At 59.9% G+C, this 22090-nt stretch carries 34 protein-coding genes; 16 read left to right on the top strand and 18 right to left on the bottom strand.

Features of this window, described 5'->3' with window-relative positions; all coding sequences use genetic code 11:
- The first annotated feature begins 65 nt into the window (after positions 1–65).
- From HDC32_RS08230 to HDC32_RS08220, 3 genes are read left to right on the top strand one after another with little or no spacing between them, the layout of a single operon-like run.
- A complete protein-coding gene (locus HDC32_RS08230) occupies positions 66–1358 on the top strand; it encodes a CitMHS family transporter (protein ID WP_065948608.1) in 1293 nt (430 codons plus the stop codon).
- Between the two features lies 1 nt (position 1359).
- Positions 1360–2685 (top strand): acyclic terpene utilization AtuA family protein, encoded by a 1326-nt coding sequence (locus tag HDC32_RS08225; RefSeq protein WP_184743484.1) that lies wholly within the window; start codon positions 1360–1362, stop codon positions 2683–2685.
- Positions 2682–3008, top strand: coding sequence for a hypothetical protein (locus HDC32_RS08220; protein WP_131700372.1), 327 nt, complete (start codon positions 2682–2684; stop codon positions 3006–3008). Before HDC32_RS08225 ends, HDC32_RS08220 begins: the two co-directional genes overlap by 4 nt.
- A gap of 48 nt (positions 3009–3056) precedes the next feature.
- Here the strand turns inward: HDC32_RS08220 and HDC32_RS08215 are convergent, their stop codons facing one another.
- The 11 genes from HDC32_RS08215 to HDC32_RS08170 form a co-directional block, all read right to left on the bottom strand.
- The gene (locus HDC32_RS08215) at positions 3057–3428 is read right to left on the bottom strand and encodes a glutathione S-transferase N-terminal domain-containing protein (protein WP_065926614.1); all 372 of its coding nucleotides are present in this window, start codon (positions 3426–3428) and stop codon (positions 3057–3059) included.
- A 101-nt stretch (positions 3429–3529) separates the two neighbouring features.
- Positions 3530–4075 carry a GTP cyclohydrolase I FolE gene (gene folE / locus HDC32_RS08210; protein WP_019826593.1) on the bottom strand — a complete coding sequence of 182 codons (546 nt, stop codon included), beginning with the start codon at positions 4073–4075 and terminating at the stop codon, positions 3530–3532.
- 22 nt (positions 4076–4097) lie between these two features.
- Complete coding sequence (locus tag HDC32_RS08205; protein WP_311771962.1) at positions 4098–5243, bottom strand: tyrosine-type recombinase/integrase; 1146 nt, start codon at positions 5241–5243, stop codon at positions 4098–4100.
- Complete coding sequence (locus HDC32_RS32220) at positions 5147–5488, bottom strand: hypothetical protein (protein WP_311771957.1); 342 nt, start codon at positions 5486–5488, stop codon at positions 5147–5149. Before HDC32_RS32220 ends, HDC32_RS08205 begins: the two co-directional genes overlap by 97 nt.
- 44 nt (positions 5489–5532) lie before the next feature.
- Positions 5533–6387, bottom strand: coding sequence for a DNA adenine methylase (locus HDC32_RS08200; protein WP_184743478.1), 855 nt, complete (start codon positions 6385–6387; stop codon positions 5533–5535).
- Positions 6388–6443: 56 nt separating this feature from the next.
- Positions 6444–6776: a hypothetical protein gene (locus HDC32_RS08195; RefSeq protein ID WP_184743475.1), complete on the bottom strand. Its 333-nt coding sequence runs from the start codon at positions 6774–6776 to the stop codon at positions 6444–6446.
- Between the two features lie 49 nt (positions 6777–6825).
- Positions 6826–7182, bottom strand: coding sequence for a hypothetical protein (locus HDC32_RS08190; RefSeq protein WP_184743472.1), 357 nt, complete (start codon positions 7180–7182; stop codon positions 6826–6828).
- Positions 7179–7817 carry a hypothetical protein gene (locus HDC32_RS08185; RefSeq protein ID WP_184743469.1) on the bottom strand — a complete coding sequence of 213 codons (639 nt, stop codon included), beginning with the start codon at positions 7815–7817 and terminating at the stop codon, positions 7179–7181. Before HDC32_RS08185 ends, HDC32_RS08190 begins: the two co-directional genes overlap by 4 nt.
- Positions 7814–8257: a hypothetical protein gene (locus HDC32_RS08180; protein ID WP_260403585.1), complete on the bottom strand. Its 444-nt coding sequence runs from the start codon at positions 8255–8257 to the stop codon at positions 7814–7816. The genes HDC32_RS08185 and HDC32_RS08180 overlap by 4 nt, the downstream gene beginning before the upstream one ends.
- A gap of 91 nt (positions 8258–8348) precedes the next feature.
- Positions 8349–8723: a DUF1937 family protein gene (locus HDC32_RS08175; protein WP_184743467.1), complete on the bottom strand. Its 375-nt coding sequence runs from the start codon at positions 8721–8723 to the stop codon at positions 8349–8351.
- 269 nt (positions 8724–8992) lie between these two features.
- The gene (locus HDC32_RS08170) at positions 8993–11053 is read right to left on the bottom strand and encodes a DNA cytosine methyltransferase (protein ID WP_184743464.1); all 2061 of its coding nucleotides are present in this window, start codon (positions 11051–11053) and stop codon (positions 8993–8995) included.
- 79 nt (positions 11054–11132) lie between these two features.
- On the opposite strand from HDC32_RS08170, the gene HDC32_RS08165 reads away from it, so the two are divergent.
- Positions 11133–11318 carry a hypothetical protein gene (locus tag HDC32_RS08165; protein WP_184743461.1) on the top strand — a complete coding sequence of 62 codons (186 nt, stop codon included), beginning with the start codon at positions 11133–11135 and terminating at the stop codon, positions 11316–11318.
- Positions 11319–11366: 48 nt separating this feature from the next.
- The gene (locus HDC32_RS08160; protein ID WP_184743458.1) at positions 11367–11894 is read left to right on the top strand and encodes a hypothetical protein; all 528 of its coding nucleotides are present in this window, start codon (positions 11367–11369) and stop codon (positions 11892–11894) included.
- Between the two features lie 6 nt (positions 11895–11900).
- On the opposite strand, the gene HDC32_RS08155 is transcribed toward HDC32_RS08160, so the two are convergent.
- From HDC32_RS08155 to HDC32_RS08130, 6 genes are all read right to left on the bottom strand, one after another.
- A complete protein-coding gene (locus HDC32_RS08155; protein WP_184743455.1) occupies positions 11901–12533 on the bottom strand; it encodes a hypothetical protein in 633 nt (210 codons plus the stop codon).
- Positions 12534–12589: 56 nt separating this feature from the next.
- A complete protein-coding gene (locus HDC32_RS08150) occupies positions 12590–12955 on the bottom strand; it encodes a hypothetical protein (protein WP_184743452.1) in 366 nt (121 codons plus the stop codon).
- An 81-nt stretch (positions 12956–13036) separates the two neighbouring features.
- Positions 13037–13336: a hypothetical protein gene (locus HDC32_RS08145; protein WP_221461927.1), complete on the bottom strand. Its 300-nt coding sequence runs from the start codon at positions 13334–13336 to the stop codon at positions 13037–13039.
- A gap of 11 nt (positions 13337–13347) precedes the next feature.
- Positions 13348–13629 carry a hypothetical protein gene (locus tag HDC32_RS08140; RefSeq protein ID WP_184743446.1) on the bottom strand — a complete coding sequence of 94 codons (282 nt, stop codon included), beginning with the start codon at positions 13627–13629 and terminating at the stop codon, positions 13348–13350.
- A 329-nt stretch (positions 13630–13958) separates the two neighbouring features.
- A complete protein-coding gene (locus tag HDC32_RS08135) occupies positions 13959–14099 on the bottom strand; it encodes a DUF3927 family protein (protein ID WP_184743442.1) in 141 nt (46 codons plus the stop codon).
- A gap of 29 nt (positions 14100–14128) precedes the next feature.
- The gene (locus HDC32_RS08130) at positions 14129–14563 is read right to left on the bottom strand and encodes a tellurite resistance TerB family protein (RefSeq protein WP_153871642.1); all 435 of its coding nucleotides are present in this window, start codon (positions 14561–14563) and stop codon (positions 14129–14131) included.
- A 387-nt stretch (positions 14564–14950) separates the two neighbouring features.
- On the opposite strand from HDC32_RS08130, the gene HDC32_RS08125 reads away from it, so the two are divergent.
- Positions 14951–15268: a DUF1654 domain-containing protein gene (locus HDC32_RS08125; RefSeq protein ID WP_184743439.1), complete on the top strand. Its 318-nt coding sequence runs from the start codon at positions 14951–14953 to the stop codon at positions 15266–15268.
- Positions 15269–15318: 50 nt separating this feature from the next.
- On the opposite strand, the gene HDC32_RS08120 is transcribed toward HDC32_RS08125, so the two are convergent.
- Entirely contained in the window at positions 15319–16167 is an 849-nt protein-coding gene (locus HDC32_RS08120; RefSeq protein ID WP_184743436.1) for an XRE family transcriptional regulator, read from the bottom strand.
- A gap of 88 nt (positions 16168–16255) precedes the next feature.
- Between HDC32_RS08120 and HDC32_RS08115 the strand changes: the two genes are divergently transcribed.
- The 10 genes from HDC32_RS08115 (at position 16256) to HDC32_RS08070 (ending at position 22088) form a co-directional block, all read left to right on the top strand.
- Positions 16256–16435, top strand: a complete 180-nt coding sequence (locus HDC32_RS08115; protein WP_184743433.1) for a Cro/CI family transcriptional regulator — start codon at positions 16256–16258, stop codon at positions 16433–16435.
- Between the two features lie 83 nt (positions 16436–16518).
- Entirely contained in the window at positions 16519–16941 is a 423-nt protein-coding gene (locus HDC32_RS08110) for a phage regulatory CII family protein (RefSeq protein WP_184316635.1), read from the top strand.
- Positions 16942–17045: 104 nt separating this feature from the next.
- Positions 17046–17708 carry a phage regulatory protein/antirepressor Ant gene (locus HDC32_RS08105; RefSeq protein WP_184744138.1) on the top strand — a complete coding sequence of 221 codons (663 nt, stop codon included), beginning with the start codon at positions 17046–17048 and terminating at the stop codon, positions 17706–17708.
- On the top strand, positions 17708–18460 hold the full coding sequence (locus tag HDC32_RS08100) for a DnaT-like ssDNA-binding domain-containing protein (protein WP_184743430.1): 753 nt from the start codon (positions 17708–17710) through the stop codon (positions 18458–18460). The genes HDC32_RS08105 and HDC32_RS08100 overlap by 1 nt, the downstream gene beginning before the upstream one ends.
- Entirely contained in the window at positions 18460–19143 is a 684-nt protein-coding gene (locus tag HDC32_RS08095) for a replication protein P (RefSeq protein WP_184743427.1), read from the top strand. Before HDC32_RS08100 ends, HDC32_RS08095 begins: the two co-directional genes overlap by 1 nt.
- Positions 19140–19436 (top strand): nuclease domain-containing protein, encoded by a 297-nt coding sequence (locus HDC32_RS08090; RefSeq protein WP_184743424.1) that lies wholly within the window; start codon positions 19140–19142, stop codon positions 19434–19436. Before HDC32_RS08095 ends, HDC32_RS08090 begins: the two co-directional genes overlap by 4 nt.
- Entirely contained in the window at positions 19433–19837 is a 405-nt protein-coding gene (locus HDC32_RS08085; protein WP_184743421.1) for a hypothetical protein, read from the top strand. The genes HDC32_RS08090 and HDC32_RS08085 overlap by 4 nt, the downstream gene beginning before the upstream one ends.
- Positions 19834–20265: a VRR-NUC domain-containing protein gene (locus HDC32_RS08080; RefSeq protein ID WP_184743418.1), complete on the top strand. Its 432-nt coding sequence runs from the start codon at positions 19834–19836 to the stop codon at positions 20263–20265. The genes HDC32_RS08085 and HDC32_RS08080 overlap by 4 nt, the downstream gene beginning before the upstream one ends.
- Positions 20262–21542, top strand: a complete 1281-nt coding sequence (locus HDC32_RS08075) for a tyrosine-type recombinase/integrase (protein ID WP_184743416.1) — start codon at positions 20262–20264, stop codon at positions 21540–21542. Before HDC32_RS08080 ends, HDC32_RS08075 begins: the two co-directional genes overlap by 4 nt.
- A 225-nt stretch (positions 21543–21767) precedes the next feature.
- The gene (locus HDC32_RS08070) at positions 21768–22088 is read left to right on the top strand and encodes a hypothetical protein (protein WP_184743413.1); all 321 of its coding nucleotides are present in this window, start codon (positions 21768–21770) and stop codon (positions 22086–22088) included.
- Positions 22089–22090 lie beyond the last annotated feature (2 nt).

Raw genomic sequence — 22090 nt, 5'->3', positions numbered from 1 at the left:
CTAACGCGCTTCCAATACTCCAGGGAAAACAATAACCGGCCACCAAGGCCGCTCTGGAGTAACCCATGCTCGCTACCCTGGGTGTCATTACCATCCTGTGCCTGCTCGCTGCCGTCATGAGCAAACGCCTCTCGCCACTGGTGGCCCTGATCGCCTTGCCGATCATCGCCGCGCTGCTCGGTGGGTTCGGCCTGCAAACCAGTGCCTTCATCATTACCGGCATCAAGAACGTGGCCCCTGTGGTGGGCATGTTTGTGTTCGCGATCCTGTTTTTCGGGATCATGACCGATGCCGGGATGCTCGACCCCATCATTGATCGCATCCTGCGCACGGTAGGGACGCGTCCTACACGGATTGTCGTCGGTACCGCGACCCTCGCCCTGCTGGTGCACCTGGACGGTTCTGGCGCGGTGACCTTTCTGGTGACGGTGCCGGCGATGCTGCCGTTGTATACGCGGCTGGGCATCGACAAACGCATCCTCGCCTGTGTCTGCGCGATGGCGGCCGGGGTCAACTTCCTACCGTGGACCGGCCCGGTGCTGCGCTCTTCGGCGGCCTTGCACGTACCGGTGGCGGACCTGTTCCAGCCGCTGATCCCGGTGCAGATCGTCGGCCTGATCTTCGTCTTTGCCTGCGCGTGGTGGCTCGGCCGGCGTGAAGAAAAACGCCTGGGCCTGGGCGCCGGCTCCAGCGTGGATGCCGTGCCGCAACGGGTGCTCAGCGACGACGACATCAAGCTGCGCCGCCCACGCCTGTTCTGGGTCAACCTGATCCTGACCGTGCTGGTCATGGTGGTGATGATCGCCGGCTGGGTCGACCCGGTGGTGATGTTCATGCTTGGCACCGTGGTAGCGCTGTGCATCAACTACCCGAACGTGGACGCCCAGCGCGCACGCATCGATGCCCATGCGAAAACCGCCCTGACCATGGCCAGTATCCTGCTCGCCGCTGGGGTGTTCACTGGCATCATGCAAGGCACGGGCATGCTCAAGGCCATCGCTGAAGTGGCGGTAGCGCAGATTCCGGCCGGCCACGGCAAGCTGATCCCAGCGGTGGTGGGCTTCCTGTCCATGCCGCTGAGTATGCTGTTCGACCCCGACTCTTACTATTTCGGCGTAATGCCGGTGATCGCCGAAGTCGGCAAGGCGCTGGGCGTCGACCCACTGCAAGTGGCCCAGGCCTCGTTGCTGGGTGTACACACCACCGGTTTCCCGGTCAGCCCGCTGACCCCGGCGACCTTCCTGTTGGTGGGCCTGTGCAAGATCGAATTGGCCGATCACCAGCGCTTCACCATCCCTTTTCTGTTTGCCGCGTCGGTGTTGATGACCCTGACCGCGTTGCTCCTGGGAGTGATTTGAGATGAAAACCTTGCGCATCGGTTCCGGCGCCGGCTATTCCGGTGACCGTATCGAACCTGCCGTGGAATTGGCCGAGCGGGGCGACCTGGATTACCTGGTGTTCGAGTGCCTGGCCGAACGCACTATCGCCCTGGCGCAGCAGGCGCGAATCAGCGACCCACAGGGTGGTTATGACCCGCTGCTCAGTGAGCGCATGCAGCGTGTGTTGCCTTACGTCGGCCGCCATGAAGGGCGCCGCCGCCTGCGGGTGATCACCAATATGGGCGCGGCCAACCCGGTGTCGGCCGCCGTTGAGGTGCGCCGTATCGCCACGGAGCTGGGCCTGCCCCTCAAGGTCGTGGCCGTGGTGGGCGATGATGTGTTGGCGGTCTTGCGGCCCGAGCAATTGCTGGATAACGGCCAGACCGTGGGGTCACTCGGCAAGCGCCTGATTTCCGCGAATGCCTACCTGGGCGTCGACGGCATTCTTGACGCCTTGCGCGCCGACGCTGATGTGGTGATCACCGGGCGTGTGGCCGACCCGTCGCTGTTCCTCGCCCCGCAGATGTTTGAGTTCGGCTGGGCGCCGGACGACTGGCAGCGCCTGGGGCGCGGCACGTTGGTCGGGCATTTGCTGGAGTGTGCCGGGCAGGTCAGCGGTGGTTATTTTGCCGATCCCGGTTTCAAGGACGTGGACGATCTTGCGCGCCTGGGTTTCCCGTTGGCCGAGATCGATGCTGCCGGTGAGGCCGTGATTACCAAGGTTGCAGGCTCCGGTGGGCGGGTCAGCCGTGCCACTTGCACAGAACAACTGATCTACGAAGTGCATGACCCTGCGGCGTATTTGACGCCTGACGTGACGGCCGATTTTTCCCAGGTGGGGTTTGACGAGGAGCGCATTGATCGGGTGCGTGCTCAAGGTGCCGATGGTCGTGCACGGCCGGAGCAGTTGAAGGTCAGCGTCGGTTACCTGGATGGCTGGATTGGCGAAGGGCAGATGTCCTACGGCGGCCCCGGCGCGGTCGCACGGGCGCAGCTGGCGCGGGATGTCGTACTCAAGCGTTTGGAACTGATGGGCGTGAAGATGCAGGACGTACGCGCCGAACTGATCGGCATGGACTCGCTGCACGGTCCACGCAGCAGCGTAGAGCCCTGGGAAGTACGCCTGCGCGTGGCTGCCCGCTGTGAAGACCGCAGCGAAGCGGTGCGGGTCGGCAACGAAGTGGAAACCCTTTACACCAACGGCCCGTCCGGTGGCGGCGGTGCGAGTAAAAGCGTACGGCAGGTGGTGGCGGTGGCGTCGTTGCTGCTGCCCCGTGACGCGGTCAACCCGAGGATCGAAGCATGAAACTGCACACGCTGGCCCATTCCCGTACCGGCGATAAGGGCGACACCTCGAACATCTCGATCATTGCCTATCGCGTCGAGGATTATCCGTTGCTGCGTGAGCAGCTCACGGCCGAGCGCGTGGCCGAGTTTTTTGCAGGCTTGCTGGAGCCTGGCGCTGCGCCGGTACGGCGTTATGAACTGCCCAACGTGCAAGCGCTGAACTTCGTACTGCCGGGGATATTGCGCGGCGGCGTAACCCGTTCGCTGGCGCTGGATGCCCATGGCAAGTGCCTCGGCTCGGCGCTGCTTGAGTTGGACCTGGATTTGCCAACACCGAACTGAATGTGGGAGGGAGCAAGCTCCCTCCCACATTGGATCTCAGCAGGTCTGTCAGACCGCAGCGAAACGCTTGTCCAGGTAATCGATGATCACTTTGGAGTCATACATCCAGGTGGTCTGGCCATTCTCTTCGATGCGCAGGCACGGCACCTTGATCTTGCCGCCTTGCTCCAGCAGGGTCTGGCGGTCCTGCTCGTTGTTCTTCGCATCCTTCAGCGCCACCGGCACATTCAGGCGGTGCAGGGTGCGGCGGGTCTTCACGCAGAACGGGCAGGCGTGGAATTGATACAGGGTCAGGTCCTTGGCCGCTGCGTTCACCTGCGCCTGTTGTTCGGCAGGGCGCTGCTTTTTGCGCGGACGGGTAAGTAAGTCGCCGGCGATGATGACGTGGCCGAGGCCCACTCGAAGTGCTTTGACGAACATGGCTGAAACCTCTTGCCCATGAAGAAGGGGCCGCAGCTTACCTTAATTCTGCAGGCGAAAAAAAACCGGCGATGAACGCCGGTGTTTTTCTACGCAGCCTATTACTTGATCAGGCTGAGGAATTCGCTGCGGGTGGCCGCATTTTCGCGGAACTCACCCAGCATCACCGACGTGATCATCGACGAATTCTGTTTCTCCACACCGCGCATCATCATGCACATGTGCTTGGCTTCGATCACCACGGCCACGCCCAGGGCGCCGGTCACTTGCATCACCGCGTCGGCGATCTGGCGGCTGAGGTTTTCCTGGATCTGCAGGCGGCGCGCATACATGTCGACAATCCGCGCGACCTTCGACAGGCCCAGCACTTTGCCGCTCGGGATATACGCCACATGCGCCTTGCCGATAAACGGCAGCAGGTGGTGTTCGCACAACGAGTACAACTCGATGTCCTTGACCAGCACCATTTCGCTGTTGTCGGAGCTGAACAAGGCACCGTTGGTGACTTCTTCGAGTGTCTGTTCATAGCCGCGGCAAAGGTACTGCATCGCCTTGGCGGCACGCTTAGGCGTGTCGAGCAGGCCCTCGCGGGAAACGTCCTCGCCGAGTTGGCCGAGGATCGCGGTGTAATTCTGTTCCAATGTCACAGAGCGTTATTCCGTATGGGTTCTAGAGGGGTACGGTTTCTGTCTGTACCAATTTTGTACCAATCAGGCTTTGCTCAAGCTTCCCGACTTCACTCCAGTCTTCACTGGAGTTGATCCATCGGGCGTAAGTCGTCAGCAGCATTTGCACGCTGTGACCGAGCTGATTAGCGATGAACCCAAGGTTCATGCCTGCCATTAAGCACATGGTAGCGTAAGTGTGGCGGCAGTTGTATTGCCGTCTGGCCCTGATCTTCAGCGCGACCAGGGCCGCCTTGAAGTGCTTGTCGGTCACGCTGGCCTGCTGAATGAATTCGAAGTTCTTGGTCGGCGGAAAAACGTACGGCGATTGTTTATGCTGGCGCCGGCTCTGTTTTGCCCTCAACTCGGCCACATCCTTGGCCAACTCAATGGCATTCAATGCCCTGCTATTCAGCATGACTCGCCGCGTTTCGCGGGTTTTCGTGCGCTCCTCGATCTTGTAGTCAGCCACGATTCTGCACACGTTGGCGACACGCCCCTCTGTATCCACCTCATCCCAGCGCAACGCCGCTATCTCTCCTGGCCGCATGCCGGTGTAAAACGCGAACTCAAAGTAGGCCGCGTAAACCCGCATTGAACCGGTCAGCACCTCGTACAGGTGCCCTATGATCAAATCCGCCTCTGCTACTGTGAAAGGGTCCACCGGTTTCTTTGCTTTCACCGGCAGCTCAATTGAACCGACCGGGTTCCTGGTGATCAGCTCATCGTTCACGGCGCACTCGAACATCGTGTGCAGCCGCTGGATCGCCGAGCGCTTTACAGTCGATGACTTCCACGGTGTCTCTCCGGCTATTTTCCGGAGCATTGCCGATGTGATCTGATCGATAGGAAGCAGCGCAAGATGCGGCATCCAGTAAAGGTTGAGGGATATCCGGTAGTTTTTGCGGGTGCCCCCGACCACTTCCCGACTGTCGAGCCAGGTCTGGGCGTACTCGCCAAACAGCGGGGTCGCGGAGTAGGTGGAATATGTCGAGTTCGGGAAAAGCTCGGCGTAACGCTTGTCGTCCATCACGCCGTGCTTGATCAGGCTTATTACTGTAGCGCGTAGATCTGCGGCCGCTTTAATGCCTTTTGGCGTTTGGGAATAGGCGAGGGTCTCGCAGCGCCGGAATTTCCAGGTGAAGCGAATCCGGACTGATTGGCCTGCGAATTCAACTCCGGCGGGCAATCCCATAGGCTTTCTAGCCATGCCTCATATCTCCTGATGCTGTAGTAAATCTGACCATCGATTTCGTTCCACACCCCTTTGGGGATGATGTTGCGCTGGCGCTTGCCCTGAAGCGCGCGGCGCGTTGTGCCGACCATCTCCGCGAAGTTCTTCTCCGCGACCTTGTCGGACAGGTAATCAACAGGTATTTGCTCTGCTGCTGCCATGGTGATGCTCCGCGCCGCGCTGGGCGGCAGAAGGTGGGTTAGGGTTAAGCTCTCTCAACGAGATCCAGTCCGATCTGACTTACTCGATCGACGCAGGCAGGGTTTAGCCAGATGCATTCGGTACGGTTGGCGGTGCCGCGACCGGCGCTGATGCGGGCAGATGTGCTGTAGCTGGCCCATCCTGGAAGCAACTCCGCGTACAAGTCGCTGGGATAACCTGAAAGCACAACCATTCCTTCTAGCTCGAGCAAAACCCCGAGCAGTTCGCGGTGTGCGGCGTCATCCATCTCGTGTTTGTAGTACCGACCGCTCGACGCGCCCTTGTACCTGGTGTCATGTACATAGGGCGGGTCGACGTAGTGCAATGTCCGCGGCCCGTCATGCGCCTTGATTACCTCGATCGCGGGCCGGTTTTCGATCAGCACGCCGCTCAGCCGCTGGCCAACCTCGGAAAGCTGCTCGGGGTAGGAGGCCCAGAGCGACTGGGCGGTGCCGTACTGGCGCTTCGTGTCGATGCGAAAACCGGTGACACCCTTTGTTGCGCCGGCGGAACCGAACCCCATCTGGGCCCTGATGATTGTGCGGCGTGCCCGTTCGATCGGGTCGGCGCTCGGCTCCCAGGACAGTTCGAACTCTTCTCGGGAGTAGGGCGTGAATACCAGGCGCTCGACAAGTCCCGATCGCGAGTCCTGATCCTGCAAGACCCGGAACAGATTCACGATGTCGCCGTCGAGGTCGTTGTAAACCTCGGCATAAGTCCGAGGCTTTTGCATGAGTACGCCAGCGGCGCCGCCGAATGACTCGACGTAACAGGTGTGCGGCGGGAAGTGTTGCAACACCCAGGGCGCAAGTCTGAACTTGGCGCCGTGGTACCGGATGACCGGGGCGGTGATGGTCATATTGAATTCCAGGTGCGCGCCCGCCGCTCACCGGCAGGCATGTAGGGGGATTGTGGTTAGGGAAGTGTGGAACCGATTTGCGCTGCTACGACGGTGATTGCCCGGCGGAGCGCGCCACCTCGTCCGGCCTCATCTGTCCATCCGATGTTCTCGCCGAAGCCGCGTCGCTCGACCATCACGTATTGCAGGTTGGTGAACCAGAGGATGCTGAGCTGGAGGCTTGTCGCAAGGCGCATTGCATCGCCGTCATTGGTCAGCGGGGACCAAACGACATCCAGACCTGACTTTTTATCGACGATCCATATCCCGCCGGAAGGGCAGTGGCGATTCTCTTCAAGCTCAATGCCGACCGCTTTGGCTGCCAGGTCCAAGAGCTCGCGGTCATTCATGGCCTGGGCCCTCGGTAGATGAAGACGTATGCGAACCAGAGGGTGGCGATCATGGCGTCACCCTTTCAGCCGCCTGCAATTCAGCGTGGAGTTCGGCGGCCAGGCCTACCGGCCACCAGTAGCGCGCACGCTGATAATCCGGATAGCTCTCTTCGCGAATCACCAGGCCTTTTCGGCGAAGGGCCTTGAAGATGCTCAGTACGGATGGGGCGGATACGCCGAGGCGGTGCCCAACCTGGTAGGTAAGGCCGCCCATGCCGAACACGCACGCCTGGTCACCAAGTGCCAGCTTCTGGCAATCTTTCTGATGCAGGTACGGCTGGCTGTCTCGATAGAGATGGGCGTTTTTGCGGCCGATCTTGCGCAACTCATGGAGAACGAGCTGCTGTTTCTCTGTGAGCTTCATGGCGTCACCCGCTTGAACTCGACCACCCAGACCCACGGGTTGGCGTCCCAGTTTTCCTGCCCGTTGATGCCAGCCCAGAGATCGTGGAAGGCCCAGACCGGTGTTTTGAACCCGAACTGATGCCAGTCATCAACGTTGGCGGGGTCGTGCGGGTGCCAGTGCCAGCCACCGCGAACGTGGGGAATGATGCCCTCGGCCAGCGCCTGCTCTTCGCTGATGTCCTGCAACCGCTCGACGCGCACGTCGGTGATCTCCAGCAGGATACGGCTGTCACGGCGGAACATGTGGATGCCCGGTTTCCACGGGCCTCCGTAGTCCGTGCGGTTGTCGCACTCGCGGTATACAACCCACTCCTGGTCAGGCGCCTGGGCTACCCGGATGCGCGCCCAGGTCTCGCGCACCCACAGCCGGTCGCCTGGCTTGCCGTAGGGGCAGCAGCCGTTGACGAAGTGCTTGGTCACAGGCTTGCCGTAACCGTCCTGGCCGTAGTTGGAGCTGCCTACGCAGAAATTGCCACTGGCATCGATATGCGGCTGAACCTTGACTGCCCGTCGCGTGACCGTCTTCCGGCCTTCCAGGATGGCGCTCACCTGCGGCGCCGAGAACAGGATGGGGCGTTCTTTGATCTGGCTCACGGTGTCACCTCCCGGCGCGCCCAATGCACGTGCGGTCCTTCTTCAGTATCGAAAATCCCCAGCAGGAACCACTCAGGGCCTGGCGACTGCGGATCCCAGCCTATACAGCCCTCACAGCCCACTGTTCCATCGAAGTAGGGGTGATCATCGAGATCACGCTCCATGCTCCACTCCCGCAATTGCAGGCCTTCTTCCGCGAGCCACGCATGGTATGGCGCGGGATCTTCGGTGCCGCCGAAGTCAGGTATGCCTTGATGCCACCACCATCCATTCCCATCGCGCTTTACCTCGACCGGCCCGAACGGCTTGCTGCCGCTGTGCGCCTCGCAGGGAGTAACGTAAACCACGTCGGAGTAGTGCCCGCCGCCAGAGCTGAATGCCATCTTGCAGCCGCACTTGGCTGGCTCGCTGTTGACGAACGTAATCTTTTCTTCAGGCATGACTTCGTCCTTGCCGCTATAGCGGCTGACTTTGAAGGGGGAGGGGTTACAGGTTTTGCTGGAGGAGTACGGATGTACTCCTATCGGGATTTTAGAGCTGTATGTCGGCAAACTCTTCAGCAGTCGGCAGATCTTCCAGGCAGGCGAAGATCGGCATGCCTAACTCGCGTGCCCGGTGCACCTCACCCAGGGTGCCAGCGCTGTATCGCCAACCATTGATCAGCACTACCGCGTCACAACGCTCCATAAGAGCCAGGGTGCCGTCGAGTAAGAACCGGTCTTGCCCCGGCAGGTCTTCATCGAAGTGCGCGGTGTTGGTGTGCGGGCAGAGCGGGAACCAGCCGAGGCGGGCGGTGGCGACTGCGACCGACCTGGCCACAGCGATGTTTTCGGCGATGAGTTCGCGGGTTGCGGCGCGGTAAGGACCGGCCACGTATACGACAGGAATTTTCTGTTTTTTAGGCATGGGAAGTCCTCAATGGCCGCGTCACGACCAGAAGTGATGTCAAGGGGGTAGTTGCGAGAGAGAGTTGCTACATGTAGGAAGGGCTTCTACAAGGTTTCCAACCTGCAAAAAAAACAGTCGTGACGGCATGCTGGCTTCATTAACCAAGCCGGAGCGCCACCGCATGAAACAACTCTTCGCTGAACTTATGTATCAAGTCTTGATTGAGGTGCTGAGCCGGATTTTGCTGCGCCTTGCCGAGTGGATGGCGGCTGTGCCATGGCTCTGATTTACGCCGCCGCTGCCTGTCGCTCCTCAATGCGCCATGGATCGTTGGCCCGTGCCAGCGCTGCCATCGGCGGTGGGCTTACGCTGTTGCCGCACATGTGCACCTGTTGGGTCTTGGTGAACGGTTTGCCGTCGGCGCCGTGGCTGATGATGTAGTCGGCCGGGAAGCCCTGGGCCTTGTACAGCTCGGCCGGTTTAAGCATCCTCAGGCAGATGTCGACGATCACATACGGGGTGCCCTTGACCATAACGGTGACCATGGCCAGGCGGTCCTTGGTGGTGATCGTCGGCGCGGGCACATCGCAAGCGCTGATGTTCTCGGTGCCGTAGTAGCTGATCAGGAACGCTGCAACGCGCAGGGCGCCCGCTTCATGCTCTGGCGACAGGGTCAGCGATACCAGCGAACTCTTGCCACCGCCGCCGGCTGTGATGGTGGGCGCTGGATCTTCCAGGCCCTGGCCAACACTGCCGCCGAAGGCCCGCTCCATGAACGCGCTGACCAACCCGTGGTGCTGGCCGCCGGCGCTGACGGTGTGCAGCGGTTCGTTCACGTCACGTGCATCGCAGTTGCCACGCAGGTGCACCAGATTCGCGACTGCCAGTTGCTGTTGGCTGCCGGTGTTGGTCACCGTGGTCATGGGTTCGTGCATGCCCTTGGCGTGCGTGGTGTTGAATCCTCCATTGGCCTGGATCATCACCGCGGCGCTGACTGATTGGCCGCCGCCGCTGGCAGTGACGGTGCCCACCGGGCCGCAGATGTCATTCACCCCGTGGGAGCGGCGCTTGTTTGCGCCGGATCCCTCGCCGTGGCCGGCCTGGACGATACAGGCCGAAGCCAGTGCGTGCTTCACGCCGCCTGCCACAACCGTGCCGAGTGGCTGATCAAGGCCCGGCACCCTTGGCTCTTGCCCTGCGCGCTCGCCGTAACCCGACTGAATCAGCGTTGGGCTGATCAGCGTCAGCTCGCCGCGGTGCGCGCATGTCACTGTCGGCAGCGGTTCGAGTGGGTCGTTGATGCGGTCGCTGCCCTGGTGCGTTGCCGGTGCGATGATTGGGCTGACCACCGAGAAGGCACCGCCCTTTGGGTAGGAGGTGATTGTGCGCAGCGGTTCATCTGCTGACTGAACTGCCTCGCCGGACCAATTGGCAATCGGCACAATGAACGGCGCCGCGCTATCGATGACGAACTTCTTCATGCCCTTGGCTACGCGGCGCAGGGTGGCCGGGGCCAGGTCCTTCTTGCGGCCGAAGATGCTTTTGCCTAAGTCGGTGAAGTCGATGCAGTCAGCGGCGGTTTTCCACTTCTGCTGGCCTTTGCCGGGATGTTTGGCATGGGTCGGCTCTGGCCACACGATTGGCTGGCCGTCGCATCGGGCGATCATGAACAGCCGTTCCCGGCTGGTTGGCGCGCCGAAGTCGCACGCCCGGATCACCTTCCACTCAACGACATAGCCCATGCCTTCCAGCAGGGCCACGAAGCGGCGCCAGGTCCGGCCGCGCTGCTTCGGGTCAGGAATCAGGAACTGCTGGCCAACCGGCACAACCTCGCCAGGTGCAGCAACTTCGCCGCCGAGCTTCACCACGCGGCCGGTGGCCTTATCGCGCTTGGCGATCAGTCGGCCCCACTGCAGGATCTGTTTCACGTTCTCCAGGCTGATCACCCGGGGCCGCTTCATGCCAGCCCACTTGAGCCCGATCCACGACAGGTTGCGGATCTCGCGCTTGCGCGGTTGGCCGCCGGCCGCCTGGCTGTGGTGAGTGCAGTCCGGTGACATGTGGAACCAGCCCACGGCCTTGCCTCCACATTCGGTGTCCGGATCACCTTCGAACACGTCGGTGGTGAAGTGCTGCGCACCGGGGTGATTCACGGTGTGCATGCTGATCGCTTGCGCGCTGTGGTTCTTCGCCACGCTCACCGCGCGGCCCAGGCCCATCTCAAGCCCGGTACCGGCGCCGCCGCCACCACAGAAGAAGTCGACAACGATCTCATCGTCCTGAGGGTTGAAGCCGAGTCCGTATTGGGTTTTGAAATCGAAGGGGTGTTTCTTCTGTTGTGCGGACATAGGGGGTCCTCGCCGGCTGGCGTGAAGTGGATTTCTGGGCTATTGGTAACTGCGTAGCTCAACCAGGCAGGAGGCCTATATGAGACTGCAAAGCGATATCGATGCCCTCGCGGCAATCGAGGAAGACGCGCTAACGATGCTGAAGTGGCTGGGTCTTCCAGACGACGAGCAGAAGCTGGAAATCGTAATTTGCTTGCGCCAGATAGTTGATCTGGCGACTTACAGAAAGGACATCGCCGCATTATCTGAGCCAATGGCGCGATAGTGCCTGGCTGGCGTGATTCGTTGATATGGGGTATTACGGGTGACCGGCATGGAGCCGGATCAAGGGGTTATCATTATGCTTAATGAGCAAGAACATGCGGCGAGGTTAAGAAAGTCAGATATTCAAACATCAATAGAAAAATGTCATAAAATTTTTAATTGCGGGATTTTTTCACCTGAAAATACTTCAAGTCCATTGTTTGAAGCTGCTATTGTTGCGTTGCTTGTTAATTTGAATGATGTTTTGCAGAAGGCTGATAAGGACGGGCAGCGAATCAATATAATTGATTATGTTGTGATGGATGGAAAGATTAAAGATCTTACAAGCCTGATAAGAGAGTGTAGGAATGCAGCTTGTCACATAGGAAGTGGTGAGCATCTAATTGAAGATAATAAGTTTACTTTCAATGTGGTGGCTGGCCGCTTCCCTTCAGCATTTGAAATTATGGGTGTTAGGCTGGGTAGCGATTTTGACGATGATATCGCAGTTTTCTACGGAGACAAACGGATCTATATTCGCCGGAATCTTCTAATAGCGCTTGAAGCAGTTACAAAAATATACATGAAAGAAAAATAGAACATTTCAAGGTCGGTTACTAGTTCCGCAGTTCCGGCAGTCTTCCCGGTAGCGCTGCGCGTCGCTGATGAACCGGCCGCAGCCATCGCAATTGAACATCATCATTTTTTGCCTCTTCGGCTTGGCCAACTTGATCCCGGTACCGCGCAGGGCGTCTTTGATGTTCACGTCGTCGCGCTCAACAAGGCGCCGAGAGTGGGCGTCGATGTAGGGCTTGGGCCAGACTACCGCGCCTGATTGGCCGAGCTTACCGATCCAGGTCACGGTGTGAGCTCTCGGCGCCACCACGGCCTTGGAAAGGTCGCTTGTGAACACCCCATCTTCGCAAAGCCAAATCAAGTTGTTCCCGTTCCAGATATGCGGCTTCTGGATGTAGAACTCCGCTGCGTCTGGGTGTTGGTCCAGCGCCTCGCTCAACGTGACATTCTGGCAATCGACACCGACTCGCGCCCGGGCGTCGACATAGGCCTTGGGCCAAGGGATGTCAGTGTCGCGGTGATCGCAAGCACCTTCACGGGTGAACACCTGGGCCTTTGCCAAGTCGGTGACATATCCGGAGCCGCCAAAGCCCCAGAACGACAACCCGTCGCCGACGTAGGCGTGGCTGCGGCTGTCTTGCAGGTAGAACTGGTCGTCCATGGATTATCTCCAGTCAGGCGCCCCCTCCGGTTACCGGATGCAGCGGGTAGGGTGGGTTATGCTGGTCTTTCGATTTCGTCGTCAGGCTCTGGCGGGTCGTCGTCGAGCGACTTCATGCCCGCGGCTCTGATGATCTGCGACACCTTTTCAGTAACTACAAAAGGTGTCGTGACACACTTGAGCATCTGCGCCGCCGCTTCGAAGTCGGCGGCGATCACGTTGCGCAGCAGGTTCTGAAACACCTCCTGCTGGTTATTGAAGCCGTGCTGCTTCATCAGGCGCTTGAGGTCGCCCTTGAACACGCCGGCGACCTCAACCGTAAACTTCTCGACGCCCAATGCAGCGTTCTTCTCGTTCGCCTTCTCGCGCTTGCGGCGCTGCTTCAGGGCTTCCGCCGTCGGCTCTTGCTGTTCCTCGGCCATGGCCTACCTCTTCGATTTCGTGTGCTGGCAAATCAAGCCATGCCTGCCGCCGGCGCTGTCGCACCTGGTTGCTGATGCGCTTCATGGGGTGTCGGCGAACTTGAAGCCGTTCTCCTGGGCGATCAATTTGGCGCGCTTTACATGCATGCCAGTCGCCTTCGCCGCCTCGGCCGCGGTTGCACCGGCTTCTGACTGAGCCCTAACCATCGGCGTCAGGCGATCCCGCTGGGCGCGCAGCTTTTCTTGGTGAGCATTGGCGGAGATGATCGGCGTGTTGGCCCCGATGCCGCTCGGGATGATCTGGGCCTTCTTGCCGGAACCGAAGAACGCGTCCATCTGCTGGTTCAGGGTCTCGATGATCGAGTCCCGCGGGTTGGGCATAGGCACGCCGATCACTGGACACCGCCGGACAGCGTCACCTTCACGCCGTCAGCACGAGATTCCAGGGCCTGGGCGAAGTTGCTGGCTTCCTTCCAGGTCCAGCGAAAGCCCTTCACCTTGCCGGTGGCAATCTCAACGATGTGGTAAGCCTTGCCGGCGGTGCGGATCTGAAAGCGAATCCTCTGCACGGGTGGCTCCTTGCCGATCAGTGCGTAGAACTCGGCGGTGGCGGTTCGGGAGCGCACGCGCAGGGCCGCAACCCCGTCTACGCGCTGTTGAATTGATGCGTGCATGGTGGATACCTCAGTGGGTTGCGTTTATTCGTCAGCAGCCTGACCGCCTGGTGTGTGCCGGTGGGCCCAGGGGAGGGTGCTGACGAATAAAGGCGAGGCGTAAAAAAGCCCAGTAGGGACTGGGCTTTTCGTTGCGTTACATAGACCTCCCTATGTCACGCAGGGGTGTCAACTCATCAAGGCTATTCCATTGCTGTATCCCTCTTTGTTCGCTCACTGGGTTGGCAGTGGCCACCGTTCTCAAGGCGTGTTGCATGCAGGTGGGCGGTTATAGGCCGCATTTTCGTCCGCATCCCAAAGCCCACTCATCGAATGGGCAGAGGTGATGCTCAGCGTTGTTTGATCAGCGGCCAGATCAGAAGCAGGATCAGCACCGCAAGGAACCCGTCGGCGCACATGCTGATGATTCGAGACACTGAATCGATCAGCACCACGCCGATGAGCAGAGCGACGATGAGAAGCGCACGCATGCTCTTTACCAGCTCTGTGAACCCTGGCATTACAGGTGGTCTTTCAGGTTCAGGCCGAGCAGCTTGGCGCTGCGCTCCAGGGCGGTCAGTTCGGCGGGTTCGATCTCGCCGTCGGCCTCGGCCACCGTCAGCATCACGTTGAGGACGGTAAGCGCTTCCGCCGGGGAGTGGGCCAGGTCGCCCAGTTCTTTCTCAGCGTTCTGGCGCAGGATGCGAGCCCCCGACTTAAAGTCGGTCTTGGCGCGGTCGATGGTGTTGGAGAGCTCAGCGCCGAAGCCCTGGAGCGCCGGGTTGTTGCTGAGGATGGTTTCGATCTTCGACAGCTCGCTCTCTTCCAGCTCGCCATCGGCGGCCGCGACGTAGATCGAGCCGTACACCACCGCTTCCATCAGGTCGCGGTTTGCCAGCTTGGCGACCGCCGCACGGGCCTGGCCGGATTTCTTGCCGAACAATTTACCTAACATGGTGATTCCTCTGGGTTGGGTTACATCCCGCTGCACCCTGTCGCCAAGGTGCAGAAGTGATGCTTTCCGTCCAATTGCCGCCGGAAGGGGCGGTGCGCATTGCATTCCGGGTCATTCACTCGGTTCTGGCGTTTCACCATCGAGCAGCCGTACAAGGTTTTCCCTGTCGTTGGCAGGCTTTCGGGCCTGTCTGCTCGCCGGTCGCCGGTAGAGGCAATGCGGTCTGTTGTTTGTTGCGCTGGCTGTTAAAGAGCGGTTGGCTTCGTGTACTTGCTGTGAAGCACAAGTCGGCTTGCATTTATAAAAGCATGCTTGTGTATTGAATGCAAGCACGCTTGTGTTTATTTTGCTTACTGTATGCATATACAGCACTCTAAGGAGGTGGTTATGGCTAAGCAGAAGGGAACCCCAGCAGGCTCGGCCCGGGCAGAAATGACGGGCATGGAACGGCTGGGTTTGAGGGTTTCATCAATGATCAACCACCCCGTGGCGCAGGCGCAGCGCTGGGTGACGATCCATCGCCTGGACACGGATGGCGATCGGGAGTGGGAAGAGGTTCTGGGCGTTATCGCCGAAACCGACGAGCTTGAGTTAACAATCAATGACGACGGCAGCGTTACGGTGAGGTGGGAGCAGCAGGAGCTTGAGGTGGCTGGGAAAGGCGAGGCTGAGTTTGAGCAGGAAGAAGAGGCGGCACCTTTCTAACTGGCAATAAAAAGCCCGGCGCTGGCCGGGCTTTGATGATGAACATGGTCTTACACCGGCAGGCCGTTCCACACGTACAGCACGCGCGCCAGGATGTGGGTGTCATCTACCCGGATATCCTCGGGATCGTGGTGCTTGTTGTCCGATATCATCTTAAAGCGGTCCTTGCCTTTCTTCTGCAAGCGCTTCACGTACAGCATCTCGTCGTGGGAAAAGAGGTAGATGCCATCGCCGGTGAATTCACGGATCGTGATGTCCACGAGCAGGGGGTCGCGATCCTTGATCGTCGGAGCCATCGACTGTCCCCAGCCGGTGATCATCTTGAGGTGGAAGTGCTCTTTGAACGTGACTCCCATCTCGCGCAGATGCTTGGGGCTGACCCGAATGTCCTGAAGCATCTCTGGGAATTCGTGCGGTATCTGCCCGCCGCCCATCGCTGCGCGCACGTCGTAGTGGGCAATCCACACTTCGTCACCGACTTGGCCCGCCCTGGTAAAGTCGACTTTCACTACATTGGTCGACTTCGACTCAAGTGCCACTTCTTCAACTACTTCGGCGATTCGCGCTCTCGCCTCTTCCGATAAGCCCCGGCCGTGCTTCGCGAGCATCTGCTTGACCAGGTCCGCCGAAGAATAATTTCCAGCTTTTGGAGCATCTGCGGCCTTCCGGCTCGGCGGCTCACCCTTGCCTGATAGCAGCCAGTCGACGGTCGTGTCATAGCCTTCAGCGATCGCGACCAGGTTTTCGTTCTTTATGTTGCCGGTATCACCGGCAAACCACTGACGAACAGCCTCGTAGCTGACCCCGCAGGTGGTCGCTATATCCCTTTTGAATCCTCGCGGCCCGATCTCAGGCTTTCGCGCCAGGACAAGTTTCGCAATTCGATCAGTAATTTTCATGCAAGCAATCTACAAGTTAGCTTGGCAAGCATGCTTGCTTAGTAAACACAAGCATGCTTGAATTGCCGTATACCCAAAGGAGTCAGCCATGAACCGTGCCGACGCAATTAACCATTTCAAAGGGATCGCCCCCCTCGCCAAAGCGCTCGGCATCACATACGAGGCAGTCCGGCAGTGGGGCGAAGAGATCCCTGAGCTACGTCAGTACCAGCTTGAACTTGTAACCAACGGCCAATTGAAGGCCGACAAAAAGAAAACCGCTGCATAAGGCGTCCTTGTCATTGATCTGTTGAGCGAATGATCGCCGGACCTGGCGGCCGCTACCACGGAAACAAATTTGAGGTTTTACGAATGGAAGATTTCTTGAGGGCTTGCCACACCACCATCAAGGAAAGTGGGGCAGAGGAGCTGGCCGGGAAGATGTGCCTTGCGCATGTGAGCCTGCTTCAGCGCTCGAACCCGGATAACTCCGCTCACCACCTGACGATTGAGCACCTGTTCGGCGTCCTGCTGCACACCGGCGACATGCGCCCACTGATGGCCCTCGCCGACAAGTTTGGCTACGACCTCGTTGCCCGTGAGAAGCCGGCAGCCAAGCCATTGATGGTTGCCCTGGGCCATCTGTCCGCCGAGTGCGGTGACGTTGGTCGCTTGATCTTCGACGCGGCTGCTGACAACCACATCAGCCAGCACGAAAAAGCCCAGGGCGAGAAAGCTATTCAGGAGGCCATCGAAGCGTTGCACATCCTGCGCGAATCGCTGAAGGCCGCCTGAATCTCAGGCATAAAAAAACCGCCTGGCAGGGCGGTCCTTTCAACAGCAATAAAACTTGTGGGGCCATTATGAACACACTCGTCGCTCCAAGCAATACCGTAACGATGTCGAGCCGGGAGGCCGCTGATCTAACCGGAAAGCAGCATCACCACGTCGTGCGCGACATCAAGCACAACTTGGCGGAGCTGAATTTAGATGCATCCAAATTTGGATGCATCTATCTCGACGCCTCGAATCGCAAGCAAACCGAGTACCTGCTTCCTCCGGACCTCGTCATGACCCTGCTGACCGGCTACAGCGTTCCGCTTCGTCATCGTGTCGTGACACGTTTGCACGAACTTGAAAGCGTGTCACGACACGTCGCCATTCCTCAGTCCCTGCCAGAAGCACTGCGCCTTGCCGCTGATCTCGCCGACAGAAACGGAGAGCTTCAGCGATTGGTTTCAGATCAGGCGCCCAAGGTGGCCGCCATCAAGCGGCTTGCCGCCGCCGGCGGGGCTATCTGCATCACTGATGCCGCCAAGCAACTTGGTGTAGCTCCGTCTCGACTCTTCGCCTGGCTTGAACAGCACCGCTGGATATTCCGCCGCCACGGCTGCAAGCGCTGGGTCGCATACCAGCCCCGCATAACCTCCGGGTTCATGACCCATAAGGTCACTGCGTTGAAGCCCGATCCCGAGACCGGTATCGATCGCGCGGCCTTCGACCCAATGATCACTCCAAAGGGGCTCACACGCCTCGCTGAACTACTGCAGGAGGCCGCGTAATGGCCGGCGATTGGATCAAATTCGAACTCACCACCCTGGATAAACCCGAGGTTTGCCAGATCGCGGACCTGGCTGACATCGACCCAGATGCCGTGGTCGGAAAGCTGATGCGTGTATGGGGCTGGTTCGACCAGCAAACCGAAAACGGTAACGCTCCGAGCGTTAGTAAAAAGTTACTCGACCGCCTGGTGGGCGTTACCGGTTTCTGCGAATACATGAAATCTGTCGATTGGATGATCGAAGCGGAAGGCGTGATAAGCCTTCCGCATTTTGACCGCCACAACGGCAAGACCGCTAAAAACAGGCTTCTCACGGCTAAACGAGTGGCAAACCACAAAGCCGGTAACGCAAAAGGTAACGCTGCGAACGTTAGCAGTGCGTTACCTAAAGAAGAGAAGAGAAGAGAAGATCAAAACCCTCTCTCTGCGCATGCGCCTGTCGACCCTCGCATGCCCAGCGAGATGACCCTTGACTGGGTGCCCGACGAAAAGCTGCTCACCACCTACGCGTTCCACCGTGGGCTGGGCCGCGATCTGTTCACCGAGGAGGTGCGCGTAGCCTTCACCGCTCATTACGAGCCGCAAGGGCAGGTCAACACCCAGGCTGAATGGGTCAGCATGCTGGTCAAGTGGGTCAACCACGACAAGGTCCGTGCGGCAGCCAACAACGTCACCCCTATCCGCCAGAAGCCCCCGGCCGCTTCCGATTTCGATGACGACAGCATCGACTGGCAGAACGGGGTGCAATCGTGATGAAACAGGTCGCCGCAGTAACCCAGAGCCTTTGGGCGAACCCCGCCGCCGGCGAGTTCATCCCGAAGGACGAGATTCAGGCCCCCCAGGACGAAGGTCGCCGCCAGATGGCTGTGGCAATCAACGACCTGTTCACCGAGCTGCGCCTGATTCGTTCGGCCTGGCGGCAGGCGTGGCCGGACAAGGAGACCTACCGCGCAGCCAAGGTCCAGTGGATGCAGGCCTTCCTCGATGAAGGCATCCGCACTCAGGGGCAGATTGAATTCGGCATGATCAAGGCTCGCAAGCAGGTATCTGATTTCATCCCCAGCCCTGGGCAGTTCATCGAGTGGTGCAAACCAACCCCGGAAATGCTCGGGCTTCCTCCGCTTGCGGCTGCACACCGTGAAGCCGTTCGAAACGCCCATCCGAGCATGGCGGGGCAGGGCCGGTGGTCGCACGACGCCGTCTGGCACACCGCCAAAGAATGCGGTTTCGAGAGCCTGAACAAGCTTGACGCCGCGCTCAGCCTCAAGCTGTTCGACCGGAACTACACGATTACCATTCGGCGCTTGCTCGATGGGTTGCCGCTTCAGCCAATGCCCAAGGCGCTTCCCGCAAAGGTCGACGGGCGAATCACCCCAGAGGTCGGCAAGGGCGCTATCGCCGAACTTCGCGCGGCGCTTGCAGGTGGTTCACGATGAGCAGACTCACCGCCGCCGCCCGGGATCGAGAGTGCCAGGTCCGATTCCCTGGGTGCTCTTGCGAGTCGTCCACCACGGTGCTGGCGCACTACCGCCTGGCCGGCACCTGCGGCATGGGCATGAAGCCCAACGACTTCCAGGCCGCCTGGGCCTGCGGTTACTGCCACGACATCGCCGACGGGCGTCTGCGCGCACCTGGCGAGCTGACCAAGTACGAGATCCGGCTGTTTCTGGCTGAGGGCGTCATGCGCACCCAGGACATCCTGATCCGTGAAGGCAAGGTGAAACTTTGAAACTCAAAGACAACATGGAAATTCAGGCTGAGGCACTCACACGCATCGGCTTCCCTCCCAGGATGGATGCCGCGTCGCTGACAACGCCAAACTTTTACCGGCTGCTTGAGCAGATGACTGCCCTCAAAGAGCGCGCCGGCCCCTGCGAGAACGTGGTGATCTGCAAGGATTGTTCAGCCGTGCACGACTGCCCATTTGGTGCGAGCCACGAAAACGCGTTCGATCACCGCCGTGTGTGTGGTTCATGCGGAAGCCGAACAGGCTTTCGTGATGTGGTCGGCCGCTGGGTTCCTTTCGCGGAAACATGGAAGCCTTGGACCTGGGGAAAGGGCTGCTGGGCATTCGATTTCTGCACCTCTCCCGGGCATCACCCGGATGGAAAAAAGGTGACTGCGAAATGAAGCCTTTCACTGTGAAACCATTCAGCCCGAAGCCGGCGCGGGCCAAGGCCGTGGACCGGGAAGGCCTGGAGCAGGCAGCCCTGATCAAGGAAATCAGCCTTCGCTATCCCGCCGCCTCGAAGCTGATCTACCACGTCCCGAACGGTGGGCACCGGCACAAGCTGGTGGCGATCAAGCTGAAAGAGCAGGGCGTGAAGGCCGGTGTTCCTGACCTGGTACTGCCGATGGCCCGCGGCGGTTACTTCGGCCTGTACATCGAATTCAAAGCCCGGGCGCCGTATGACGCCGCCGTCTCCCCCGCCCAGGACGCATACCTGCAGGCGCTGACCGATCAGGGTTACCTGGCCATCGTTTGCCGTGGGCACGTCGACGCCATTGAGGCCATCAGGGCCTACCTACTTCAACCTCAAACCAAGGCCGCCGCATGACCCAGACAATACTCACTTCGTTTACCGATGCGGAGATCCGGCGGCAGTCCAGCAACGCCCAGATCCGCGATCTGCGTGACGCGCGGTACCCTGGCGTGTATTTCCGCTTCCACCAAAACCGTGATCGCGGAACCTGGTATCTGGTGTCGGGCAGCAAGTGGGAGAAGATCGCCGGGTTTCCCCAGCTGCCGGTGAAAGGGCTGATCAATGCACTGCCGAAGATCCGCGAGCGCCTGGCGGCCGACCCCAAGGCATCAGCCGCCGCCGGCACCTTGCAGACCGTTGGCCAGTTGCTGGACTGGTTCACGGCCCGCCAGTCCGTTGACCGCAGCTTGTCGGCAAAGCGCAGGTCTACCAACACCTCAATCATCTCTTGCCACCTGAAGCCACGGCTCGCCGATCTGTCGGTGGAAGAGGTTGACCGGTCCGTGCTCGACAAGTTGGTCATGTGGCCGATGCAGGCCGAAATGTCGCTGTCCTACGTCCGATTGATGTGGGGCGTGTTGGTGGTCGCGTTCCGCCAAGCCGAGAAGCTGCGCCTGATCACCACCAACCCCATCGCCGGATTTAAGTTCACCGACTTCACTAAGGCCCGGATCCAGCCAAAGCCATCTCGCCTGCGTGCCGTGCAGCTCGAAGAGGTCATCGGGCAACTGGCCGACGGGTTCGACCAGCACCCGCAGGATTGCATGCTGGCTCTGATGATGCTGTGCCACGGCACTCGCTCCGGGGAAACCAGGCAGGCCCAGTGGTCCCACCTGACCCTGGGCGAGCAGGGTGAGTGGTTTATCCCCACCGAGAACACCAAGACCCGCTGCGAGCACCACCTGCCGCTGACCCACCAGGTGTGCGCCCTGCTGGAACGCTACCGGGCGTTGCAGTCGGCCAAGGGCTACAAGGGCACCTACGTGTTCCCGGCGCGCGGCCGTGGCCCGATCAGTGATAGCCAGGCCTGCGCCGTGTTCACGCGGCTTGGTAAGGGCGAGTGGACAAGCCACGACCTGCGCAAGGTTGCCCGCACCGGGTGGACAGACCTGGGCGTCGACTTCCTCATCGGCGAGATGCTGGTCAACCACACGATGACCCGCAACGTGCAGACCTATATCCACACCTCGGCCGAACTGCTCAAGCGCGAGGCGTTGGTGAAGTGGCACGACTGGTTAGACGGGAAGGGTTTCAACCTGATTCACCGCTCGACCATGACTAGAAACGGAAATTCGCACAATGACGCCGAGGCCTTGAACGGCGCGGCCTTTAGCCAAATCCAGAAACCATAAAAGGCGAGGTTTAAAAATGATGGTTTTGGTCGATCCTCGCACCCATCTCGCCGTTCAGCCGGGAGACATCAGTGCGATGCGGATATGTCGCGCCGCAGAGGGTGGGGAGTACTTGCTGCTCTGCATGACTTCGGGGTGTGAGTTCAAGGTTTACGGGGAGCTCAGTCGAAGCGATCCGAAATTGAATATCCGTGATCTGCATCAGAGATTGATGGAGGAAAGTAAGTGAAGAAGTCCCACGGCCCCGCTTTCCGCGCCGCCATGCTCGACCTGGCCAAGTGCCCGGCATGTCGTGGTCGGGCGGTTATCAGCGGCGTATTCCATGAACTGGCCTGCGTGCAGTGCAACGCCTCGGGCTGGGTGACCCCCGAAACTGGCGAGGCGCTACCGCTGGACGTGCTGGTGACTCAATTGAGCATCCGGCTCCAGGCCGCAGACCGTCAGATTGGACAATTGAAGCGGCCCGCGCTTATGACAGGCGCGGCCGCCCAGTACGACGAGAACAACCGCCGTGGCCCAGGTGCCACCAACTTCACAGGGGATTGAGC

It is taken from the genome of Pseudomonas sp. JAI120, from assembly GCF_014207255.1.
GTDB lineage: Bacteria > Pseudomonadota > Gammaproteobacteria > Pseudomonadales > Pseudomonadaceae > Aquipseudomonas.
This window is presented reverse-complemented; position numbering and strand designations above follow the sequence as displayed.

Bases quoted from the DNA above. Each gene is read 5' to 3' on its own strand.
- HDC32_RS08230 (WP_065948608.1), top strand. From the start codon at position 66: ATGCTCGCTACCCTGGGTGTCATTACCATCCTGTGCCTGCTCGCTGCC.
- HDC32_RS08225 (WP_184743484.1), top strand. From the start codon at position 1,360: ATGAAAACCTTGCGCATCGGTTCCGGCGCCGGCTATTCCGGTGACCGT.
- HDC32_RS08220 (WP_131700372.1), top strand. From the start codon at position 2,682: ATGAAACTGCACACGCTGGCCCATTCCCGTACCGGCGATAAGGGCGAC.
- HDC32_RS08215 (WP_065926614.1), bottom strand. From the start codon at position 3,428: ATGTTCGTCAAAGCACTTCGAGTGGGCCTCGGCCACGTCATCATCGCC.
- HDC32_RS32220 (WP_311771957.1), bottom strand. From the start codon at position 5,488: ATGGCAGCAGCAGAGCAAATACCTGTTGATTACCTGTCCGACAAGGTC.
- HDC32_RS08200 (WP_184743478.1), bottom strand. From the start codon at position 6,387: ATGACCATCACCGCCCCGGTCATCCGGTACCACGGCGCCAAGTTCAGA.
- HDC32_RS08195 (WP_184743475.1), bottom strand. From the start codon at position 6,776: ATGAATGACCGCGAGCTCTTGGACCTGGCAGCCAAAGCGGTCGGCATT.
- HDC32_RS08190 (WP_184743472.1), bottom strand. From the start codon at position 7,182: ATGAAGCTCACAGAGAAACAGCAGCTCGTTCTCCATGAGTTGCGCAAG.
- HDC32_RS08180 (WP_260403585.1), bottom strand. From the start codon at position 8,257: ATGCCTGAAGAAAAGATTACGTTCGTCAACAGCGAGCCAGCCAAGTGC.
- HDC32_RS08175 (WP_184743467.1), bottom strand. From the start codon at position 8,723: ATGCCTAAAAAACAGAAAATTCCTGTCGTATACGTGGCCGGTCCTTAC.
- HDC32_RS08170 (WP_184743464.1), bottom strand. From the start codon at position 11,053: ATGTCCGCACAACAGAAGAAACACCCCTTCGATTTCAAAACCCAATAC.
- HDC32_RS08165 (WP_184743461.1), top strand. From the start codon at position 11,133: ATGAGACTGCAAAGCGATATCGATGCCCTCGCGGCAATCGAGGAAGAC.
- HDC32_RS08160 (WP_184743458.1), top strand. From the start codon at position 11,367: ATGGAGCCGGATCAAGGGGTTATCATTATGCTTAATGAGCAAGAACAT.
- HDC32_RS08155 (WP_184743455.1), bottom strand. From the start codon at position 12,533: ATGGACGACCAGTTCTACCTGCAAGACAGCCGCAGCCACGCCTACGTC.
- HDC32_RS08150 (WP_184743452.1), bottom strand. From the start codon at position 12,955: ATGGCCGAGGAACAGCAAGAGCCGACGGCGGAAGCCCTGAAGCAGCGC.
- HDC32_RS08145 (WP_221461927.1), bottom strand. From the start codon at position 13,336: ATGCCCAACCCGCGGGACTCGATCATCGAGACCCTGAACCAGCAGATG.
- HDC32_RS08140 (WP_184743446.1), bottom strand. From the start codon at position 13,629: ATGCACGCATCAATTCAACAGCGCGTAGACGGGGTTGCGGCCCTGCGC.
- HDC32_RS08135 (WP_184743442.1), bottom strand. From the start codon at position 14,099: ATGCGTGCGCTTCTCATCGTCGCTCTGCTCATCGGCGTGGTGCTGATC.
- HDC32_RS08130 (WP_153871642.1), bottom strand. From the start codon at position 14,563: ATGTTAGGTAAATTGTTCGGCAAGAAATCCGGCCAGGCCCGTGCGGCG.
- HDC32_RS08125 (WP_184743439.1), top strand. From the start codon at position 14,951: ATGGCTAAGCAGAAGGGAACCCCAGCAGGCTCGGCCCGGGCAGAAATG.
- HDC32_RS08120 (WP_184743436.1), bottom strand. From the start codon at position 16,167: ATGAAAATTACTGATCGAATTGCGAAACTTGTCCTGGCGCGAAAGCCT.
- HDC32_RS08115 (WP_184743433.1), top strand. From the start codon at position 16,256: ATGAACCGTGCCGACGCAATTAACCATTTCAAAGGGATCGCCCCCCTC.
- HDC32_RS08110 (WP_184316635.1), top strand. From the start codon at position 16,519: ATGGAAGATTTCTTGAGGGCTTGCCACACCACCATCAAGGAAAGTGGG.
- HDC32_RS08105 (WP_184744138.1), top strand. From the start codon at position 17,046: ATGTCGAGCCGGGAGGCCGCTGATCTAACCGGAAAGCAGCATCACCAC.
- HDC32_RS08100 (WP_184743430.1), top strand. From the start codon at position 17,708: ATGGCCGGCGATTGGATCAAATTCGAACTCACCACCCTGGATAAACCC.
- HDC32_RS08095 (WP_184743427.1), top strand. From the start codon at position 18,460: ATGAAACAGGTCGCCGCAGTAACCCAGAGCCTTTGGGCGAACCCCGCC.
- HDC32_RS08090 (WP_184743424.1), top strand. From the start codon at position 19,140: ATGAGCAGACTCACCGCCGCCGCCCGGGATCGAGAGTGCCAGGTCCGA.
- HDC32_RS08080 (WP_184743418.1), top strand. From the start codon at position 19,834: ATGAAGCCTTTCACTGTGAAACCATTCAGCCCGAAGCCGGCGCGGGCC.
- HDC32_RS08075 (WP_184743416.1), top strand. From the start codon at position 20,262: ATGACCCAGACAATACTCACTTCGTTTACCGATGCGGAGATCCGGCGG.